Origin of the sequence: Glutamicibacter sp. (genome assembly GCF_032154645.1) — a bacterium.
Classification (GTDB): Bacteria; Actinomycetota; Actinomycetes; order Actinomycetales; family Micrococcaceae; genus Glutamicibacter.
This window is the reverse complement of sequence record NZ_JALDXV010000013.1, coordinates 1-19,992: the sequence shown is the minus strand read 5'-3', so window position 1 is coordinate 19,992 and position 19,992 is coordinate 1. Positions and strand designations below refer to the sequence as shown.

16 protein-coding genes are annotated in these 19,992 nt (G+C 58.2%); 7 read left to right on the top strand and 9 right to left on the bottom strand.

Annotated features, from left to right (window positions below):
- The first annotated feature begins 39 nt into the window (after positions 1-39).
- On the top strand, positions 40-3,066 hold the full coding sequence (locus RUH64_RS11550; RefSeq protein WP_313813502.1) for a bifunctional [glutamine synthetase] adenylyltransferase/[glutamine synthetase]-adenylyl-L-tyrosine phosphorylase: 3,027 nt from the start codon (positions 40-42) through the stop codon (positions 3,064-3,066).
- A gap of 8 nt (positions 3,067-3,074) precedes the next feature.
- Positions 3,075-3,605 carry a DUF1990 family protein gene (locus RUH64_RS11545; protein WP_313813500.1) on the top strand — a complete coding sequence of 177 codons (531 nt, stop codon included), beginning with the start codon at positions 3,075-3,077 and terminating at the stop codon, positions 3,603-3,605.
- Positions 3,606-3,641: 36 nt separating this feature from the next.
- Here the strand turns inward: RUH64_RS11545 and RUH64_RS11540 are convergent, their stop codons facing one another.
- Together RUH64_RS11540 and glnA are read right to left on the bottom strand one after the other, a co-directional pair.
- Positions 3,642-4,013 carry a hypothetical protein gene (locus tag RUH64_RS11540; protein ID WP_313813499.1) on the bottom strand — a complete coding sequence of 124 codons (372 nt, stop codon included), beginning with the start codon at positions 4,011-4,013 and terminating at the stop codon, positions 3,642-3,644.
- 144 nt (positions 4,014-4,157) lie between these two features.
- Positions 4,158-5,582 carry a type I glutamate--ammonia ligase gene (gene glnA / locus RUH64_RS11535; protein ID WP_313813498.1) on the bottom strand — a complete coding sequence of 475 codons (1,425 nt, stop codon included), beginning with the start codon at positions 5,580-5,582 and terminating at the stop codon, positions 4,158-4,160.
- A 261-nt stretch (positions 5,583-5,843) separates the two neighbouring features.
- Here glnA and RUH64_RS11530 point away from each other — a divergent pair, with 261 nt between their 5' ends.
- On the top strand, positions 5,844-6,281 hold the full coding sequence (locus RUH64_RS11530; RefSeq protein WP_313813497.1) for an RDD family protein: 438 nt from the start codon (positions 5,844-5,846) through the stop codon (positions 6,279-6,281).
- 85 nt (positions 6,282-6,366) lie between these two features.
- On the opposite strand, the gene RUH64_RS11525 is transcribed toward RUH64_RS11530, so the two are convergent.
- The 3 genes from RUH64_RS11525 to lipB form a co-directional block, all read right to left on the bottom strand.
- On the bottom strand, positions 6,367-7,119 hold the full coding sequence (locus tag RUH64_RS11525) for a DUF4191 domain-containing protein (protein WP_313813496.1): 753 nt from the start codon (positions 7,117-7,119) through the stop codon (positions 6,367-6,369).
- Between the two features lie 175 nt (positions 7,120-7,294).
- Positions 7,295-8,296 carry a lipoyl synthase gene (gene lipA, locus RUH64_RS11520; RefSeq protein ID WP_396276011.1) on the bottom strand — a complete coding sequence of 334 codons (1,002 nt, stop codon included), beginning with the start codon at positions 8,294-8,296 and terminating at the stop codon, positions 7,295-7,297.
- Between the two features lie 33 nt (positions 8,297-8,329).
- Positions 8,330-8,983 (bottom strand): lipoyl(octanoyl) transferase LipB, encoded by a 654-nt coding sequence (gene lipB, locus RUH64_RS11515; protein WP_313813593.1) that lies wholly within the window; start codon positions 8,981-8,983, stop codon positions 8,330-8,332.
- Positions 8,984-9,131: 148 nt separating this feature from the next.
- Between lipB and RUH64_RS11510 the strand changes: the two genes are divergently transcribed.
- On the top strand, positions 9,132-10,583 hold the full coding sequence (locus RUH64_RS11510; protein ID WP_313813495.1) for a protein kinase domain-containing protein: 1,452 nt from the start codon (positions 9,132-9,134) through the stop codon (positions 10,581-10,583).
- A 69-nt stretch (positions 10,584-10,652) separates the two neighbouring features.
- Here the strand turns inward: RUH64_RS11510 and RUH64_RS11505 are convergent, their stop codons facing one another.
- From RUH64_RS11505 to RUH64_RS11490, 4 genes are all read right to left on the bottom strand, one after another.
- The gene (locus tag RUH64_RS11505; protein WP_313813494.1) at positions 10,653-11,003 is read right to left on the bottom strand and encodes a hypothetical protein; all 351 of its coding nucleotides are present in this window, start codon (positions 11,001-11,003) and stop codon (positions 10,653-10,655) included.
- A 115-nt stretch (positions 11,004-11,118) separates the two neighbouring features.
- A complete protein-coding gene (sucB, locus tag RUH64_RS11500; protein WP_313813492.1) occupies positions 11,119-12,804 on the bottom strand; it encodes a 2-oxoglutarate dehydrogenase, E2 component, dihydrolipoamide succinyltransferase in 1,686 nt (561 codons plus the stop codon).
- A 116-nt stretch (positions 12,805-12,920) separates the two neighbouring features.
- A complete protein-coding gene (gene lpdA, locus RUH64_RS11495; RefSeq protein ID WP_313813490.1) occupies positions 12,921-14,300 on the bottom strand; it encodes a dihydrolipoyl dehydrogenase in 1,380 nt (459 codons plus the stop codon).
- 255 nt (positions 14,301-14,555) lie between these two features.
- Positions 14,556-16,070 carry a leucyl aminopeptidase gene (locus tag RUH64_RS11490; protein ID WP_313813489.1) on the bottom strand — a complete coding sequence of 505 codons (1,515 nt, stop codon included), beginning with the start codon at positions 16,068-16,070 and terminating at the stop codon, positions 14,556-14,558.
- 266 nt (positions 16,071-16,336) lie between these two features.
- On the opposite strand from RUH64_RS11490, the gene RUH64_RS11485 reads away from it, so the two are divergent.
- From RUH64_RS11485 to RUH64_RS11475, 3 genes are all read left to right on the top strand, one after another.
- A complete protein-coding gene (locus RUH64_RS11485; protein WP_313813488.1) occupies positions 16,337-17,296 on the top strand; it encodes a PAC2 family protein in 960 nt (319 codons plus the stop codon).
- Positions 17,296-18,561: an MFS transporter gene (locus RUH64_RS11480; protein WP_313813487.1), complete on the top strand. Its 1,266-nt coding sequence runs from the start codon at positions 17,296-17,298 to the stop codon at positions 18,559-18,561. Before RUH64_RS11485 ends, RUH64_RS11480 begins: the two co-directional genes overlap by 1 nt.
- Before the next feature lie 85 nt (positions 18,562-18,646).
- Positions 18,647-19,753 (top strand): DUF4192 domain-containing protein, encoded by a 1,107-nt coding sequence (locus RUH64_RS11475; protein WP_313813485.1) that lies wholly within the window; start codon positions 18,647-18,649, stop codon positions 19,751-19,753.
- The last annotated feature ends 239 nt before the right edge of the window (positions 19,754-19,992 follow it).

Genomic DNA, 19,992 nt, shown 5'->3' with positions numbered 1-19,992 from the left:
GCCGGCGCAGCGCAAGATGCAGGAGCCTACGACAAAGTCATGACAGCGATATCTTCACGAGCACTGATCAATGCCGGATTTTCCGATACCGACCGGGCAAAGAAGTTCTTAGAATCTAAGGAGCTTGCCACTGTAGATCCAGAGCTCATCGTGAGGACGATGGCCCACGCGCCGGATCCAGACCAGGCGCTGCTGCTAGCCCTGCGCTTGGTGGACAAACATGCGCAAGCTGTCAAGATCTTTGCCGATCCCCACAGCGCGCAGGCATTGATCCGGCTGTTGGGAAGCTCCTCGGCACTCGGGGAATTCCTGATCCGCTGCGCAGATGGTTTGGAAGTCATCGGTTCTGCGCCGCCTACCGACTTTGTCCCGGTGAATGCCGCCACCCTGAAGGAAAACCTGCTGCAGTCGGTCGGCGCCAGCTTGAGCCCCAACGGACACTGGATTGCGGCAGTGACCGGGGCTGAAGCCCGCAACAAGCTGCGCGTCGGCTACCGGCTGGCACTGTTGTCCCTGGCCCACCGCGACCTGAGCAGCACCCAGCCGCAGTGGGTGATCCCGCAGGTAGCGGCCGAGCTGGCAGACATGGCCGCCGCCGCTCTGGAAGCGGCGCTTGCCGTGGCCCGTGCCGAAGCAGCCGAGCAGTTCCCCGAGCAGGAGATCGATCAGGTAAAGGTCGCCGTGATCGGCATGGGCAAATGCGGTGCCCGGGAACTGAATTACATTTCCGATGTCGACGTGATCTATGTACACGGCTCGCTGCCGGGAATCAGTGAAGACCAAGCAGCCGCCATTGCCACAGCGCTGTGTGGACTGACCGCACGTGCCATCATGGTCCCAGGCCCGGAGCCGATGCTCTGGGAAGTCGATGCCAACCTGCGCCCGGAGGGCAAAGACGGGGCGCTCTCGCGCACGCTATCCTCCCACGAGGCCTATTACCGGCGGTGGGCCCACTCATGGGAGTTCCAGGCCCTGCTCAAGGCCCGCGCCATCGCCGGTGATAAGGATCTGGGTGAAGCCTATGAACGCATGGTATCCCCGATGGTCTGGTCAAGCTCTCAGCGTGAAGGCTTTGTGGAGTCGGTCCAGGCAATGCGCCGACGCGTGAGCAATAACATCAGCAAGGACGATGTTCCGTGGCAGATTAAATTGGGTCCAGGCGGGCTGCGCGACGTCGAATTCACCGTGCAGCTGCTGCAGCTGGTCCATGGCCGGGCTGAACCGCTCATCCAAGTGCCCACCACCACCCTGGCAATCCAGGCCATGAGCGACACCGGGTACATCGGCCGGGACGACGCCGTGAACTTTGACGGTTCCTACCGATTCCTGCGTCTGTTGGAACACCGCATCCAGCTGAGCCAACTGCGCCGCACCCACCTGATGCCGCGCGGAGAGAATGCCCAACGAGTGCTTGCCCGTGCCATTCGCGGGGCAGGCGACCTGCAGCACACAAGTCCAGAGAAGCTCATGCGGCGTTGGAATGAGACAAAACGCCTCGTCCGCTCCCTTCATGAGCGCATCTTCTACCGCCCGCTACTGGTCAGCAGTTCCAACCTCTCCGCCGATGAGGTGCGGCTGACGGCAGAATCGGCCCAGGCACGCCTGAGCGCACTTGGATACCTGGACCCCAAGGCCGCCATGCGTCACATCGAAGCGCTGACCGGGGGAGTATCCCGACGCGCCTCCCTGCAGCGTCAGCTCTTACCGGTCTTGCTTGACTGGTTCGCCCGTGGCGTCGACCCGGATGCCGGCCTGCTGGGATTCCGTCGACTCAGCGAGGCGCTGGGCAAGACTCACTGGTTCCTTGGCATGCTGCGCGACACGAACGCCGCCGCCGAGCGACTGAGCCACCTGCTGTCAAACACGCGCTTCCTGACGGATCTGCTGGCCAACGAACCTGCCGCGGCGGCCTGGCTGGGCAATGACAGTTCCCTGCGCCCGCAAAGCCGTGAGAGCCTGCTGCAGCAGAACGCCTCGATCATCCAGCGCACCAAACAGCCCGAGGCAGCCATCCGCCAGATCAGGCTGGTGCGCCGCCGGGAGATCCTGCGCGTCGCGCTCGCCGATGGTGCGGGGTTGCTGCGCGTGGACCAGGTAGGTCAGGCGCTGTCCGATATCGACTCGGCAATGGTCGACGGGATCCTACAGGTTCTGCTGCGCGCGGATCAGGATTCCCATGGCAAACAGGCGAGCATCGCCGTTATTGCCATGGGCCGCCAGGGCGGATATGAGATCGGATACGGCTCTGACGCCGATGTGCTGTATGTGCAGCGGCCGGTGGAATCCGCCGACCCTCAGCTGGCCCAGGAACAAGCCGAACGAGTTGTTGCGGACCTGATTTCGTGGAGCTCCAAACCGCTCAAGCCAGCCATTCCCGCCGAGGTGAAGCTGAAGATTGATTCGGACCTTCGTCCAGAAGGACGCCAGGGGGCACTGGTGCGTTCGCTGGATTCCTATGCTGCATACTATGAGCGCTGGGTAGAGGTGTGGGAGCGACAGGCACTGCAGCGCGCCAGAGCCTTCGCCGGGGACGAGCAGCTCGCCGCGGATTTTATGAACCTCATTGAGCCGTTGCGTTATGGTCGAGGCCTGGATGATGGCGAAATTCGCGAGATTCGAAAGATCAAGGCCAGGGTGGAGGCCGAACGCCTTCCCCGCGGGGCAGACCCCAACAGGCATCTTAAGCTTGGCCGCGGATCTTTGTCCGATGTCGAATGGCTGGTGCAGTTCTACCAGCTGCAATATGCCTGGAAGCATGAAGAGTTGAGAACTACCTCGACGCTGACGGCTTTGGACCAGCTTGCAGCCTTGGAGCTGATTTCCGAGGAAGAGGCACATCAGCTCGATATTGCGTGGCGCCTTGCCACCAGAATCCGAAGTGCGGAGATCATCACCTCCGGTCGTTCCAGCGATGTTCTTCCCGGCTCGGCCAGGGATATGGAAGCCGTGGCGCGTTGGTGCGGCTATGAACCGAACACGGGGATGGAACTGGAAGAGGACTATCTGCGTGCCACAAGGCATGCACGCGCCATCTTTGAGCTGCTTTTCTACGGGTTTGAAGACTAGGGGGCCGCATGTCGCTGACGAATATCTCAAGTTCACAATGGAACCCGGAGAGCGGCCGATACCGTATCTACGAGCAGGAATCGCTGGTGGGCCGCGGAGATGTGCTGTGGGCCCAGGCTTCCTCGGCGCTGATGCGCTGGAAGGTGAAAACCAGAAGCGGATTCACCATCCATCCAGAGAGCGTCGTTTCACTGGGATCCCGGCCGAATCTCTCGGTAACCATAGGGCGGGTGACTATTCAGGAACCGATTGAGGTCTGCGACGTATTGGTCAGTACCGATCGAATCGGCTATGCCTACAAAACTTTGGCGGGCCATCCCATTGATGGCGAAGAATCCTTCATCCTGCAAAAGCGCGGCGCTCAGGTGGTGCTGATTATTCGTTCGCTGTCTGCACCTTCTGGCGAGGCACGGTGGCGCAGGAGATTTGCCCTGCTCAGCATGGTGCAGAAAGCCGTCAGGCTGCGCTATCGTCAGGCGTTGAAGCCCGAGCAGGAGCTTTCTCGGCTGGGGCGGGTCTTGCGTTCCTCCGAGGGATAAACGCAGCGTTGCACGGCTAGCGTGCTGTTTCGAAACCTAGGGTGCTTCCGGCGCAGCCTTCAATATGTGGTGGGTATCCGGCCAGGGGACATTGATCCGTTCTGTTGCTGCCAGCGCTTTGGTCAACAGTGCGTCGCCGAGAATGATTTCCTGTCGGGATACCTCAAGTAGGCTCAATTCACGAGGTCCTGCATGTTCTCCGCTGTCGATCACCCAGGACTGCATCAATTCGTAAATGCCGCGTTCAAGGAGCAATTGTTCGCCGCGGTGGTACTCGCAGGGTCCGTGAACTTGGTGGCCCAGTACATTGCGCGCAATCACTCGATCGTAATTGGAATCCACCGGTTCTAAATACCCGACGGTTTCCCCATCATCGCGTTGCACGCTCAACCATGCCGAAGTGTCCATGACCCACCAGCCTAGCCCATATGCCAAACCGCCGCCCTGTCGGTGACCACGAACAAAAATCGCACGAGCTGTCAAAGCGATGCTCAGACAGCTCGTGCGATTTTTCTGAATTCTGTCTCGTACCTAATCTAGGTCAAGAAGTAATTAGCAGCCGTAGTACAGTTCGAACTCGTACGGGTTCGGGCGAAGGCTCAGCGGCTTGATTTCGTACTCGCGCTTGTACTCGATCCAGGTCTGGATCAGGTCTTCGGTGAAGACGCCGCCTTCGAGCAGGAAGTCGTGGTCGGCCTCCAGAGCCTTGAGCGCGTCTTCAAGGGTCTCAGGTGCACGCTGAATGTCCTTGGCCTCTTCAGCAGGAAGCTCGTAGAGGTCCTTGTCGATCGGATCGGCAGGCTCGATACGGTTCTTGATGCCGTCCAGGCCAGCCATCAGCTGTGCGGCGAAGGCCAGGTACGGGTTCGAGGAAGCATCCGGTGCGCGGAACTCGATGCGCTTGGCCTTCGGGTTCGAACCGGTGATTGGAATGCGGATGCCGGCCGAGCGGTTGCCCTGCGAGTACACCATGTTGACCGGAGCCTCGTAGCCCTTGACCAAGCGGCGGTAGGAGTTGACGGTTGGGTTGGTGAACGCAAGCACCGCGTCAGCGTGCTTGAGCAGGCCGCCGATGTACCAGCGGGCGGTGTCGGACAGGCCCGCGTAGCCCTTTTCATCGTAGAACAGCGGATCGCCGTTGCTCCACAGCGACTGGTGCACGTGCATGCCGGAACCGTTGTCACCGAAGACGGGCTTTGGCATGAAGGTAGCAGACTTGCCCCAGGCATCAGCGACGTTCTTCACGATGTACTTGAACAGCATCAGTTCGTCGGCTGCGTGAACCATGGTGTTGAACTTGTAGTTGATCTCGGCCTGGCCGGCCGCACCGACCTCGTGGTGGCTGCGCTCAACTTCTAGGCCGGCATTGTCCAGCTCGACGCAGATGGCGTCGCGCAGGTCTGCCTGCTTGTCGGTGGGGGACACAGGGAAGTAGCCGCCCTTGAACGGAGTCTTGTAGCCCTGGTTGCCGCCTTCTTCCTTGCGGCCGGTGTTCCAAGGAGCCTCATCTGAATCGATCTTGTAGAAAGCACCCTGTGGCTTTGATTCGTAGCGGACGTCTTCGAAGATGAAGAATTCTGCTTCGGGAGCGAAGAACGCGGTGTCGGCAATGCCGGTGGACTCAAGGTAGGCTTCAGCACGCTCTGCCACGCCGCGTGGGTCGCGGTGGTATGGCTCGCCGGTGCGTGGGTTGATGATCGAGAAGTTCATTGCCAAGGTCTTCTCGATACGGAAAGGATCGATGAAGGCGGTGGTGACGTCCGGGATCAGCTGCATGTCTGAATCGGAAATTCCAGCGAAGCCGCGGATCGAAGATCCGTCGAAGAGCTGGCCGTTGACGAAGAAGTCGGCATCGACGGACTTGGCTGGCACGTTGAAGTGCTGCTGAACACCTGGAAGATCGGTGAAGCGAATATCAACGAACTTGATGTCCTCTTCGGCGATGTAGGCCAAAGCTTCTTCTGGACTCTTAAACATGTGCAGGTTACTCCCTGGTGAGATTTGAGTTTGGTAAACGGAACGATCATGCGAAGTGATCTGATCTGTTCTCTTGCTTACCCGTTAACCTTACCTAGGATCCGTTTCTTATTGGTGTCTCGATTGTTTCATCCGCGTTACATGAGCGTCATTTGGGCGTGTCGCGCGTCTCTGAGCTGGGCGAATGCGAAGAGTAACTTTATCTGTGGCTGCCAGTAATGCTCCCGAAAATTACACAGACAGCCTCGATAGACTTGGATTGTGGAACGTAAAGACTTTAGTTCGTGGCTCGAAGGCCCGCCCCAGCCCAACTCTCAGCAATGGCCCGGAGAACAGCTGGGCCGTCCCGAGCGCGGTCCCGGCTCGGTTGCACGGTTCCCGCGCCGGCTGATGGCGGTATTTTTGGACTGGGGACTATCGATGCTGATTAGCTATTGGCTGTTCAGCTCTCATGAGCTGGCGACTCTTCTCGTATTTTTTGCTGGCCAGCTGTTGGGCGTCGGTCTATTAGGGCATTCTCTGGGGCATCGCCTGTTTGGTATGCAGGTACAGTCGATGGATGGAGACGCAGTGAAACCGCGGCAGGGCCTGATCCGGTCAGTTCTCTTGTGTCTGTTTATTCCGGCATTGGTTGTGGACAAGGATCAGCGTGGCCTGCACGACCGCCTTGCGAAGAGCATCCTGGTAAATATTCGGTAGATGGTTTTCGACAGCAGCCTGAAATGACGGCTTAAACCAAAAAAGAAACCGCCCAGTGCGGTTTCTTTTTTGGTTTAAGTTGACTTTAGCGTCCGCGGGTGGCGCGGCGGTTTGGCCGGACTCGGTTTGGATCAATGCCCTTAGGAATTGGCAGACGGTTGGCCGTCAATGTGCTCAGGCGCTTGTCTACGGCGCTGACCTCAAGCTTGGTGATTGACTTGGGAAGCTTTTTCATCTGCTTGGCGACGTCCTGCAGCTCAACCTGCCCCTCTTCCTGGCCAGCGTTAATCACATGGATTGGAACGTTGGGCAGAACTCGGCCGATGCGCTTGCGTTCCGAGATCACTAGTTCGCGAACACGAGACTTGGGGCCTTCGGTGACCAGAACCACGCCTGGGCGTCCTACTGCCATGAACACCAAATCCTGATGGCGGTTGTAGGCAACAGGTTCTTCCTTCAGGATCCAACCACGGCGTAGTACGCTCATCGCGGCGCCAGCAGCACCGGGGCGTCCGATCAGCTGGGAGAATGCAGCCTTCTCGGCGCGTCGGGACATGATGAACATTGCCGCCAACAATGCCAATGGGATGGCAATGATCAGCATCGTGATCCAGTTGTCGATCAAGATACCGATGATCAGACCCACAGCGATAACGCCCAAGGCTGCCAGCAACATCCACCAAACGACCATGGGGTCGTAGCGGCGGGTCATCTGGAAGACCTGGCCGATTTGCTTTAGGCGACCTGGCTCTTTGTTCGGCTTTTCAGCTTTTGGTTTACGTGAAAACAGCCCGCGCTTTGGTTGCGAGGCGGCATCGTTGTCGGAGTTTTTGGCCATAGTGCCTCAATTCTACCCGAGATTTCTAGGATCATATTCGAAGTGCACAACACCTTTACGCCCGCTGGAGGCATGCCGTTCAAACGTGTTCAGGCTCCACCGCCACCGAGTTGGAATAACTCGCTGGCAGCGGAGCCTGAATTGCTGCAGTATTGGTGCGGCAGGAAAGTTGTGGTTAGTGGTTCACCAACGAGGCGGCTTCCTGACGGGTGTCGCCGGATGATTCAATGTGTGCCAGCGCCTCAGGGATTTCGCGTCCCTTCTTGCGCATGGCACCCGCCCAGAGACGTCCTGCGCGGTACGAAGAGCGGACCAACGGTCCGGACATCACACCTGCGAAGCCGAGTTCCTCGGCTTCCTGCTGCAGCTCCAAGAATTCCTGCGGCTTGACCCAGCGGTCCACCGGGAGGTGGCGTTCGGTTGGTCGCAGGTATTGGGTAATGGTCAGCAAGTCGCAGCCCGCCTCGTGCAGGTCGCGCATGGCCTCGGAGATTTCTTCGCGGGTTTCGCCCATGCCAAGGATCAGGTTGGACTTGGTGATCAGGCCGCGCTTGTGGCCGTGGGTGATGACGTCCATGGAGCGTTCGTAGCGGAATGCCGGGCGGATGCGCTTGAAAATACGCGGAACCGTTTCAACATTGTGCGCGTAGACCTCGGGTGCAGAATCGCAGATAGCGTCCAAGTTCTCGGGTTTGCCTGAGAAATCCGGGATCAGCAGCTCGACACCGGTGTTTTCGTTGAACTGGTGAATGCGGCGAACGGTTTCTGCATACAGCCAGACGCCTTCGTCCTCAAGGTCGTCGCGTGCCACGCCGGTAACGGTGGCGTAGCGAAGGTCCATCTTCTTAACGCTCATGGCTACCTTGAATGGCTCTGAACGGTCCAGTGCGGCTGGCTTGCCGGTGTCGATTTGGCAGAAGTCGCAACGGCGGGTGCACTCGGATCCACCGATCAGGAATGAGGCTTCGCGGTCTTCCCAGCACTCGAAGATATTGGGGCAGCCTGCTTCTTCGCAGACGGTGTGCAGGCCTTCGGACTGCACGAGGTTCTTCAGGCCCACATACTCTGGACCGATGTTGAGTTTAGCCTTGATCCAATCTGGCTTACGCTCAACGGGAACTGCAGCATTGCGCTTTTCAACGCGAAGTAGTCGACGGCCTTCTGGCTCGATGCTCATGAACTGCTCTTTCTTAGGGGAAGGAATTGTTGTCTAGACGACTTGTGGGCTGAGGAGACGCTCAATCTCTTCCTGAACCCGATCGACTACATCGCTGGGCGACACTTCTCGACCCAGCTCCTTAGACATTGTAGTGACTCCCGCATCAGAAATGCCGCACGGGATGATCTGTTCGTAGGCGGCGAGATCATTTGAACAATTCAGGGCAAAGCCGTGCATTGTAACGCCGTGGTTGATGCGGATGCCGATGGCCGCAATCTTGCGGTCCTGTTCTCCATCCTTGCCAGGAACCCATACACCAGAGCGGCCCTTGACCTGAACAGTGGGGATTCCATACTCGTCAATGACATTGATGAGCGCTTGTTCCAAGGTTTCCACGTAAAGTCGAATTGCGCTGATTTTGCGAAGCTTGACTATTGGGTAACCAATGAGCTGTCCTGGACCGTGCCAGGTGAGTTTGCCACCGCGATCAACGTCTACGACGGGGGTACCGTCGAGAGGAAGATCCTCGGGCTCAGTCCGTTTTCCTGCGGTGTACACTGCTTCGTGTTCGAGGAATAGGACTTTAGGGGTTTGTTCGTCCGCGGCTACTGCATCATGCAATTGGATCTGGTAGTCCCAAGCTTGCATATAAGGTACATAATTTGTGCCGAGTCCGACTCTTTCGAATTCGATCGCCATGGAAATTACCCTACGCCGTTGAACGAAACGTCGCTAATTCGACAATGTGTAGTAATAGCTGTGGATAACGAGTTTGCTTTTTGCTTTTCTCGGGTACAACGGACGTATGAGTGAACTAGGTAACGTCCTGGCGTGGCCTACATGCCCCGGGTATATGACCATCAAACCGTTAACTACCAAGTCACCATGTAAAGTCTGGTTGATTCGAAGGGACTCAGACCAAAAGTACATGGTTCTAAAGTTCAGCGAGGGGACCGAAAATCTTGCATCGCTGAAGCAAGAAAATGTCGCCTTGAAACAGAAATATGTCGTTGATTTTTACGGGATCCTTACTACGGATCTTGGCGACGGACTGCTGATGGAATATTGTCCCGGTGGAAATCTCGCATCCTTGGTGCAACATCGTTCTGTATTTACCCTCGGCGAATCCGTCACAGCTTTGGCACCCATCGCACAAACCATCAGCGGGCTGCATGCACATGGCATTCGCCACGGTGATATCTCTCCAGCGAATATATTGTTGACTGCACAGGGCATGCCAAAGATTATCGATTTCCAAGAGTCCTCGGTCAGCCAGATTCAGGCGCCGATGGCCGGAACGCCGGGGTTTATCGCTCCTGAGGTCATTCACGGCGGGATCGAACAGAACTTTGGCGACCAAGACGTGTACGCGTTGGGAGCCTGCCTCTGGTTTTTGCTTTGCGGGAATGCTCCGGGGGATCTTCACACCCGCGCACCGGTGCGCGTGCAGTTCCCGGACATCCCGGAGATCGTCCAATGTTTGCTTGTCGATTCGCTCAGCGACGATCCGCTGGAGCGCCCCAGCGCCGAACAATTTGCCAGAACGCTGTTTACCAGTGCCGCCGCTGAACCAATTCATTGGGAAGGGCATATCGACCCCGAAACCAACCACCTCATGGAAACCGTTCATTCCTACGACAAGCCAGGGTCCCACAGACGGAAGCCTCGAACGCGCCACACCAACCCTGAGTCAGGCAACCAGTGGCATGGGCATGAGCTTCGACGAACGCCTGGGGCGCTCAAGATCACAAGTTCTGCGATCGCGGCGCTGATTGTGTTCTCCGGAGGCGCATATGCGGTGTCGTCACTTCTCTCCGGCCAGGAAGCTTCGCCACTTGCGCTGGCTGCACAGCCTACTGAAGACTCCAGCTGTCACATCAAGGATGTTAGCTATGTTCCAGCGTGCGCTTTTGAATCCGACACGGTCATTTCTTCATTTTTGACCTTGTCGGCTCAACGAGACCAGGCAATGAATACCAAAGACCTAAATGCCCTGAATGATATCTATGTGAAGGGTTCCGAGCAGCTTTCGCGAGACCAGCAGACCCTGAAGCAGCTCTCGAAGCTGGGGCTTAGCATACAAGGCCTAAACACTAAGCTGCGTGATCTGAGGGTGATCGCTCGCGGGGCGGGTGACGTGGTGATCTTGGGCGCCAAATCAACGATGAACGATTTCAAGTACGTAGATTCCGATGGCAAGACCCTGCATGAAGTTGCGGCCGGGGGAGAAGAGCAAATAGAAGTTCAGGTGCAGCTGGTTGAGGGCAAATGGCGGCTGGGAAATGTGCTGAGCAGGCAGAAGTAGCCGCAAAAAACGCCCTAACACCACTGCTCATTGGTGTTAGGGCGTTTGAAGACGCGGTGCGCCAAGGCTTTAGTGCCAGAGCACTGCCACGGCGATGTTGATGAACGTCATGCCGCCGACAGCGTGGGCCAAACCGGTGGAAACTTCCTCGCCGGCCTTGACCTTCTTGCGGCCAATGAAAGCGGCCACTGCAACGACGATGGCGATGACCAGCTTGACGCCGATCTTGATGTGGTTCAAGTCGCCGCCGTTGGCTTCTGCCAAGCCAACCATTGCCAGTCCGGTGATCAGCTGTACCAGCGCGCCGTACCACTGCCAGATGGTCACGGTAGGGTTCTTAAAGTTGGCTAGCCAGCCGCCGAAAATTGCTGCTGCACCAAGAATGTGCACGAAAAGAAGAATGGAAAACAGGATTGTCATACCCCTAGCCTAATCGATCTTCGACTGTTCGTAGAAAACGAGAAAATCGCCCCCGCCCCCGATACGGGGGAGGAGCGATTTTCTTAGCTAGTCCGACTAAGTTGAGCTAGTGCTGTTACAGTCCCAGATCGCCTTCGAAAGCGCCGCCCTCAAGGCGAGCCTTCACGGTCTGCAGGAAGCGACCGGCGTCGGCGCCGTCAACCAGACGGTGATCGTAGGTCAGGCACAGGTACATCATGTGGCGGATGGCGATCGAATCGTTGCCCTCGGCGTCGGTGATGACTGCCGGGCGCTTGACGATGGTGCCGGTGCCCAAGATGGCAACCTCTGGCTGGTTGATGATCGGGGTGTCGAACAGGGCGCCGACCGAACCAATGTTGGTGATGGTGAAGGTGCCGCCGGAGAGCTCGTTCGGGCCGATCTTGTTGCCGCGGGTACGTGCTGCAACGTCAGCGATCTTGTTGGCCAGGCCAGCAAGGTTCAGGTCGCCTGCGTTGGAGACGACCGGTACCAGCAGACCCTTTTCGGAATCTACCGCGAAGCCGAGGTGCTCGGCGTTGTGGTAGGTGATCTCCTGCTTTTCCTCATCGTAGTTGGCGTTGACCGATGGGTGAGCCTTCAGTGCCTCGGTGACAGCCTTGGCGATGAACGGCAGGTAGGTCAGGTTCACACCGTTGGTGGCCTTGAAGCTGGCCTTGGCCTTGGCGCGCAGGTTCACGATGCGGGTCATGTCGATCTCGTGGACCTGGGTCAGCTGAGTCGAGATGTCCAGGGACTCGCGCATGCGGCGTGCGATGACCTGACGGATGCGCGGAGCCTTGACGGTGGTGCCACGCAGCGAGGAAGCCTCGACGACTGGAGCAGCTGGCTTTGCGGCTGCTGGAGCTGCTGCGGCTGCTGGCGCAGCTGCTGCTTCCTTGGCGGCAACTGCTTCAAGCACGTCCTGCTTGCGGATGCGTCCACCAACGCCGGTTCCCTTGACCGATGCAATGTCAATACCGTGCTGGTTGGCCAGACGGCGAACCAGGGGAGTGACGTAGCCGGACTCGTTGGATTCTGCTGCTGGAGCTTCAGGTGCAGCTGGGGCCGCGGCAGGAGCCGGAGCGGCTGCCGGGGCTGCAGGTGCAGATGGAGCAGGAGCGGCGGCAGGAGCTGGGGCTGCAGGAGCGGCCGGTGCTGGTGCAGCGGCGCCGGCGGCACCGATGACAGCGATGACTGCGCCGACTTCAGCGGTCTCGTCTTCTGGAACGCGGATCTCCAGCAGGGTGCCAGCAACCGGGGAAGGAACCTCGGTGTCGACCTTGTCGGTGGAGACCTCAACCAGAGGCTCGTCAACTGCTACTTCTTCGCCGACTTCCTTCAACCAGCGGGTGACGGTACCTTCGGTGACCGATTCGCCCAGCGCTGGCAAAGTGATTTCGGTGCCGGAAGTTGCGCCGGCGGCTGGTGCAGCAGGAGCGGCGGCAGCTGCAGGGGCAGCTGGAGCTTCCTCGACTGCTGGTGCAGCGGCAGGTGCCTCTTCGGCGGCTGGTGCGGCTGGGGCAGCGGCTTCGCCGGAGCCCGAACCGTCGCCAATGCGGACCAGTGGAGCGCCAACTTCGGCTTCCTCGTCCTCGGCGACAAAGATTTCTTCAATGATGCCAGCAACTGGCGAAGGAACCTCGGTGTCTACCTTGTCGGTGGAAACTTCCACCAACGGTTCGTCTACCTCGACACGGTCGCCGACCTGCTTCAGCCAGCGGGTTACCGTACCTTCGGTAACGCTTTCACCCAGTGCGGGTAGGTTTACGGTTTCAGACATCGTCCCGTATCTCCTCGTTTATAAAGCTTGAATTCTGTAGGAGGCGTTGCCTCCGAGCCTAGTGCATTCAGGCAACGCGTCGGAAAACGCGCTGCCTGAATGACTCAAATGCGTCTTTAGCCGTGCAGAGGAGCGCCGGCCAAGGCCATAGCGGCCTCACCCAGGGACTCGTTCTGGGTTGGGTGCGCATGGATCAGCTGAGCCACGTCCTCTGGGAATGCCTCCCAGTTCACGATCAGCTGTGCTTCGCCGATCTGCTCGCCGATGCGGCCGCCGATGCCGTGAACGCCCACGATTGGGCCGTTCTTGACGCGGACCATCTTGATGATGCCGCTGGTGCCAAGGATCGAGGACTTGCCGTTGCCGGCCAGGTTGTACTCGGTGGTTTCGATCTGATCGGCGCCGAACTTCTCCTTGGCCTTTGGCTCGGAGTAGCCCACCGATGCGATCTCAGGTTCGCAGAAGGTCACCTTCGGGATGTTGATGTCCTCGACGATGGTTGGCTTCAGGCCAGCGATTTCTTCGGCCACGAAACGGCCGTGCTGGTAACCGCGGTGAGCCAGCTGGACACCTGGAACAATGTCGCCGATGGCGTAGATGTTGCCTACGCCGGTGTGCAGGCGCTCGTTGGTGATCACGAAGCCGCGATCGATGGTGATGCCCTGCTCCTCGTAGCCCAGGTTTGCGGTGACCGGACCGCGGCCCACTGCCACCAGAACGATCTCGGCTTCCAGAACCTTGCCGTCGGCCAGCGAGACCTTGACGCCGTTGGCGTCCTGCTCAACCTTCTCGAAGAAGACACCGGTGTTGAACTTGATGCCGCGCTTCTTGAACGCGCGCTCCAGAACCTTGATGATGGCTGGGTCCTCGTTTGGAACCAGCGATGGCAGGCCCTCAACGATGGTGACGTCCACACCGAAGGAGTTCCAAACGGATGCGAATTCAACGCCGATGACGCCGCCGCCCAGGACGATGGCGCTCTTTGGCACCTCTTCCATGTTCAGCGCTTCGGTGCTGGTCAGGATGCGGCCGCCGATTTCCAGACCGAAGGTCTTGGACTCGGAACCGGTGGCGAGGATGATGTTCTTGCCCTTGTAAACGGTGCCATCGACATCGATGGAATCCTGCGAGATGAGGCGGCCGTTACCGGTGATAACGTTGACCTTCTTCATCTTCAGCAGGCCTTCAAGGCCCTTGTGCTTTCCAGCGACAATGCCTTCCTTGTACTTGCGTACGCCAGCCATGTCGATGGACTGCAGCGAGGAGTTGATGCCGTACTTGGCACCCTCGCGAGCGTTCTCGGCAAGCTCAGCTGCGTGCAGGTAAGCCTTGGTTGGGATACAGCCGGTGTGCAGGCAGGTGCCGCCCAGCTTCTCCTTTTCGATCAGTCCGACGCTGTAGCCCAGCTGGATGGCGCGCAAGGCTGCCGAGTATCCAGCGGATCCACCGCCGAGGATGAGGACATCAAATTCTTGCGTTGCTGCCGAATCGGCCACGTGAACGCTCCCTCGTATTAGCTAAGTGAGGTCGGCTTTGGCCGACCAGGGGATCGGGTCGCAGAGCACAGGGTTTTGCGCTGATAGGCGCGGGCCATGAGTCTACGGTGATGTTTCAGAACTTACCTTAGTACCGTCAATACGCCATAGTCATCTTCGGGCGCTTAAAAGTCAGGCAAGTCTCGTCTGTTGAACTGCCCGTGGTGCGCGAATTACCGAGAATCCGGGCACCACGGGCTGACGTCACAATTGCGACTAGTTGGAGCCCGCAAGCTTCTCGGCATAGGCCACCAGGGTGCGAACCTGGGAACCGGTGCCGTTCTTCGGGGTATAGCCCCAGGCGCTGCCCTCGTTGAAAGCAGGACCGGCAAAGTCGATGTGTGCCCAAGGAATCTTCTTGCCGTCGACCTCGCCGACGAACTCCTCCAGGAACACTGCGGCGGTCATCATGCCGCCCATGCGTTCGCCGATGTTTGCAAGATCCGCTACCTGCGAGTCGATGCTCGGGCGCAGCTCCTCTGGCAGCGGCATGGCCCAGGCCAGCTCGCCCACCTCGTTGGAAGCGGCAACGAGCTCGTCGCGGACTGCCTCGTCGCCCATGATTCCGGCGGTGCGCAGGCCCAGTGCGAGCATCTGGGCGCCGGTCAGGGTTGCCATGTCGATCATTACATCTGGCTTTTCTTCGCTGGCTGCAGCAAGGCCGTCGGCCATGACAAGACGGCCTTCGGCATCGGTGTTCAGCACCTCGACGGTCTTGCCGCCGAACATGGTGATGACATCGCCGGGACGAGTCGACGCTCCGCCTGGCATATTTTCCGCCAGGCACAACCATGCGGTCACCTTGAGGTTCAGGCCCAGCTCCGCAATCGCTGCGATGGTCTGGAACATGGCGGCGGCGCCCGACATGTCGGACTTCATGGCGTGCATGCCTGCAGGCGGCTTCAGTGAGATGCCGCCGGTGTCAAAGGTAATGCCCTTGCCGATCAACGCCAGGTGCTTGGCAGCCTTGGCCGGTGCGTACTCGACCTTGACCATGCGCGGCTGGCGTACGGAGCCGCCGCCAACGCCGATCAGGCCGCCGAAGCCGTCCTTGGCCAGTCGCTTCTCATCCATGACGGTGACCTTCAACGGCAGGGACTTGGCGTAGTCCTTGACGGTAGCGGCGAACGACTCGGGGTAGAGCAGATTTGCTGGGGTGTTGATCAGGTCGCGGGTGGCACGAACCGCACGTCCCAGTACGGCCGCGCGCTTGAGCGCCGCCGGCAGATCCTTGTCGGTGGCGACCGAGGTGGCGATCAGCGCTTCGCTGAGCACTGGCTTGTCGCTCTGCTTGGAACGCAGGTTCTCATAGCGATAGCTGCCCAGGGCAATGCCTTCGGCGACCGCTGCCGCCCGCGCAACGCTGTCGGCTGGGAACGCGAAGATTGCGCTCTTTGCGTTGGAAAGCTGACGGGCGGCTGAACCAGCGGCGCGACGCAGCTTCTCATCGGTAAGTTCTGCAAGATCTTTTACGCCCAGCCCGATGAACATCAGGACTTTGGCCTTGGTTTCTTCCACGGCTGGCAGCAAGGTCACTTCATCGGCCTTACCGGCAACGCCAATGGCGTTCAGCGTCTTCTCAAGTTCGGTGGTGGTGTCCGCAGAGAACGGAGAAGCGGCAATGAATACCTTGTCTTCGTTCTTCCATACGCCCAGCACCAAAGTATCCGCGCCCTTGCGCTGAATCTCGGTGCCAATGGCAGTCAGTGTGAGATCACTGGAGTTGATCACAAAATCAGTCCTTCTGTGCCTTTGTAGGGTCTAAGGATGAGACAGTCCGCGTAACTTCCGGTCACGGTAAGACCGGCAGACTGTGTACTCCCAATAGAAAATATTATCCGAGGTATAGCGTCATGGTGCGTTACTTCACAGCGAGCGTAAGTCGGTCCACGATATGATGATGAATTGAGTTCATTGCGCAGACCCTGAGCATCAGGTGTCGCGAGTGAACCATGGAACCGATGAAAGTCGTTCCCAGCGCAGTAAGAGAGGTGGACATGTCCAAAGAACCGTTGATGACTCTTGTCGCGAACGAACTGGACGATCCAAGCCTGCAGGGTTTGGGGATGTACATCTCCCTGCGTGGAATGTCGGATGCGGGCAACACCCATTCGCAGGTAGCCAACGAACTATTCGGCAAGCTGGACTCCGAACTTTTTGCAAGCTTCGACGCTGATGAACTTGTCGCCTACACCTCACAACGGCCACGCGTGACATTCCTCGGTGATCATTTCGCCGGATACCAGGCTCCGCGCCTGGAGATCTACCTGATGACCGACGAACTTGAACAACGCTTTTGGCTTGTCACCGGCGTGGAGCCTGACTTGAAGTGGGAACGGGTCATCACCGAACTGATCAGTTTCGTCAAAGCATTCAACGTCGATTTGGTCGTCAGCACAGCATCGCTTCCTATGCCCGTTCCACACACCCGACCGGTTGGCGTCACAGCACACGGAAACCGCAAGGATCTGATAGAGAACATCTCTACGTGGAGCCCGACGGTTGAATCCCCAGCGGGTTTAACCTCGCTTCTTGAAATCCGGTTGAACGACATCGAGCGCGATGTGGTCGGCTACTCGCTGCACACCCCGCACTACCTTGCAGAATCTGAATACCCAGCCGTTGCGGTAGCCGCCCTGGAATATGTCGGTGCCGCACTAAAACTTGCCTTGCCCACCGACAACCTGCGTGAAGCGGGCCGACTGGTGGATGGACAGCTTGCTGAGCAGTTGGAAAACAGCACCGACGTGAGGCAAATGGTCGACGGATTCGAAAAGCGGTTCGACGCCCATTCGCAAGAACACGAACGCCGTTCGCTCCTTCTGGACGAAGGGGAGAACCTGCCCGATGCAGAAGAGCTCGGTACTCGAGTAGAGGACTTCCTGGCGACCATCGAAGATACCGACGACTGGCTGAACAGTACCGATAACGGACAATTGCCAGGTGATCCGGAGTAGTGACTTCCACGCAGCTTAATTCTGCGAAATCGTGGACTGTTTATGGTTTTGCCATACTCACCTACATCTCAGCGATCGCCCAGCGCACCAGCTTCGGTGTGGCGGGCCTGGAAGCCACCGAGCGATTTAACGCAAGTGCACAAATCTTAGCGACGTTTTCGGTGGTGCAGCTTGTGGTCTACGCCGGGGCGCAGGTGCCGGTCGGTTTAGCCCTTGATAAGCTCGGCCCTCGAATACTTATTACCAGCGGTGCGGCACTGATGACCGTGGGCCAGGCGTTCCTTGCGATATCCACTAACGTGCCCATGGGCCTTGTCGGCCGCGTCATGGTTGGCATGGGTGACGCGATGGTTTTCGTCTCGGTGCTTAAGCTGCTTCCGTTGTGGTTCTCCGGTTCCAGAATTCCGATTCTGACGCAGTTGACCGGAACTTTCGGGCAACTTGGCCAGCTCATCAGCATTTTCCCGTTCCATATGATGCTGATCAGCATCGGCTGGACTCAGGCATTTTCCATGCTGTCGGCGCTGGCGTTCGCAACGCTTGTCACGACAGTCGCGTTTGTGCGCAATGGCCCGCGATGGTCAGGCGCGCAAGTCCACGGTGAATCACATCAAGGTTCCAGGCTTGCCGCCGCGATTCGTCAGCCAGGAACTCGGCTCGGTTTTTGGACGCATTTCACGACCGCTTTCATGGCAAATGTCTTCATGATGTCTTGGGGCTACCCCTTCCTTGTCCAGGGCGAAGGCATCGACAGTTCGATCGCATCAAGCTTGATGACAATCTTTGTCGTCGTTGCCGTGTTGGTGGGCCCGCTTCTGGGAGCGCTTACCTCTCGCTACCCGGAAAAACGATCGACTTTTGCCCTCTCGATCGTCGGCTGGATTGTGCTGATGTGGATCATCGTTCTGGCCTGGCCAGGGCAGGCTCCGATGTGGGTCTTGATCATCTTGATGATCGCCGTGGCAGCAGGTGGACCTGCATCGGTGATTAGTTTTGATTTCGCCCGGACGTTCAATCCGCCGCAATTGATGGGAACAGCTACCGGCGTAGTGAATACCGGCGGTTTCATCGGTGCTTTCATCACGATCTATGTCATCGGATTCATCATGGACTGGCAATACAAGGCAGCCGGCTCCGTCGGAGAACTGTATAACCTGCCCGCCTTCAAATTTGCATTGTCGTTCCAGTTCGTCATGACTGCCATCGGCGTCACCTTCATGCTGATTGAGCGCGGCAAAGCGAAACGTCAGCTGAACTCCAAATAGCTTCAACGCCGGTCTCCTTCCGCGCTTGTCCACAGCTCGTCGCGGTGAGGACAGCGCGTCCCTTCAACTGGGTGAGTGTTGGATCATGACAACAACACCTGAACGGCAACCGCTTTCGCTGTCCGATATAGAGGACATCCTTGCTTATATCCCGCATGCACTCGGATTTCAGCCCAGCAATTCGATGGTGCTGCTGCTGATCGACGGCAAGCGGCTTGAAGCGACGTTGCGCGTGGATCTTCCCGATGAGGCATCGGCATCGAAGGACCTGGATTCGTGGCTCCGGCAGGTAACGAATCTCGCAGGTCAATTGCCGGGGATCCAAAGCGTCATATCTGTGGCGTTCGTGCCAGAGGTGGTAGGGGAGCATGAACAGGCCCCGCTCGCGGAACTACATGAACGACTTGAGGCCCACCTGAGCGCGAGGCAAATTGGGCTGCAACATTCATGGTGCGTGGATGACACTTCGGTGTGGGACTATGACGCACCAGGCTGGAACAAGGCAAAACCGCGGCCTTCGACGTTATCGAATGCGACCAATTTGTCGATGGTGCTTGCTGGGTCTGCGCCCCTGCAAAAGCCTTGGGACGGATGCGGCATTCCACCGTGGCCCAACGCTCGGGAAGTCTTCGACAGGTCTAAGGCACCTGGCGCCCAAAAAAGTGCAGGGCTGGTTCGATGGGCTGAGCTGCTCAATTTCCCCGTAGACCGCGCACTGATTTATCTCCACTCGGATCCGGATTGCGCCGTAGAGCTGTTGCGTTCCCTCCATTGGAAGGTTGTCCGTGACCTGCTTCCGTATCTGGCTGGCACGGATCAGGACGCTACCTTGAAAATTTTCAATATTTTGACCGAACGGAAACAAGGTGAAGCCGTTCCTGAACTTTCGAATTTTCTCCTTGGGCGTGGTTGGCGCAGTCCCGATTGGCAGCGGACTGAGCGGCTCTGGGCCGTCGCCCGGGATCTACTCGGCGTGGCTCAGGGGAATCAACGGTACGCACTGTTGTGCGTACTCGCTTGGATAGAGTGGGCGCGTGGCCGAGGCTCGTTGGCCATGACGCTTTTGGAGCAGGTGCTGCGCGAATGCGAAGATTACAACTTGGCTGTGCTTCTCAAACAGCTGCTGATGAGCGGTGTGATGCCGTATTGGGCCACCGATCAATTACGCGCCTGGCGGGCACAATTCGTGTGACACAAAGTGTCTAGGTAGCTTCAAGTGGTATCCGGGGATGAATTCATGGATAATGGTTCAACAGACCCGGTTAGGTTCGAAAATGCTGGTGATTCCAAAACATAGATTTTGGGAACATTCGGCGAGTGTGGTGCGTTGAATAATATGTGCTCGCTCAAGGTGAATCGTCTTGAACGAAACGCCCTCGGACTTGACAGGGTCATAGTGGTGTTACCGGCAGGTGCATCCGGAACGCATCG

Bases quoted from the DNA above. Each gene is read 5' to 3' on its own strand.
- RUH64_RS11545 (WP_313813500.1), top strand. From the start codon at position 3,075: ATGTCGCTGACGAATATCTCAAGTTCACAATGGAACCCGGAGAGCGGC.
- glnA (WP_313813498.1), bottom strand. From the start codon at position 5,582: ATGTTTAAGAGTCCAGAAGAAGCTTTGGCCTACATCGCCGAAGAGGAC.
- RUH64_RS11505 (WP_313813494.1), bottom strand. From the start codon at position 11,003: ATGACAATCCTGTTTTCCATTCTTCTTTTCGTGCACATTCTTGGTGCA.
- RUH64_RS11540 (WP_313813499.1), bottom strand. From the start codon at position 4,013: ATGGACACTTCGGCATGGTTGAGCGTGCAACGCGATGATGGGGAAACC.
- RUH64_RS11525 (WP_313813496.1), bottom strand. From the start codon at position 7,119: ATGGCCAAAAACTCCGACAACGATGCCGCCTCGCAACCAAAGCGCGGG.
- RUH64_RS11475 (WP_313813485.1), top strand. From the start codon at position 18,647: ATGACAACAACACCTGAACGGCAACCGCTTTCGCTGTCCGATATAGAG.
- RUH64_RS11550 (WP_313813502.1), top strand. From the start codon at position 40: ATGACAGCGATATCTTCACGAGCACTGATCAATGCCGGATTTTCCGAT.
- sucB (WP_313813492.1), bottom strand. From the start codon at position 12,804: ATGTCTGAAACCGTAAACCTACCCGCACTGGGTGAAAGCGTTACCGAA.
- RUH64_RS11485 (WP_313813488.1), top strand. From the start codon at position 16,337: ATGTCCAAAGAACCGTTGATGACTCTTGTCGCGAACGAACTGGACGAT.
- lipA (WP_396276011.1), bottom strand. From the start codon at position 8,296: ATGAGCATCGAGCCAGAAGGCCGTCGACTACTTCGCGTTGAAAAGCGC.
- RUH64_RS11510 (WP_313813495.1), top strand. From the start codon at position 9,132: ATGACCATCAAACCGTTAACTACCAAGTCACCATGTAAAGTCTGGTTG.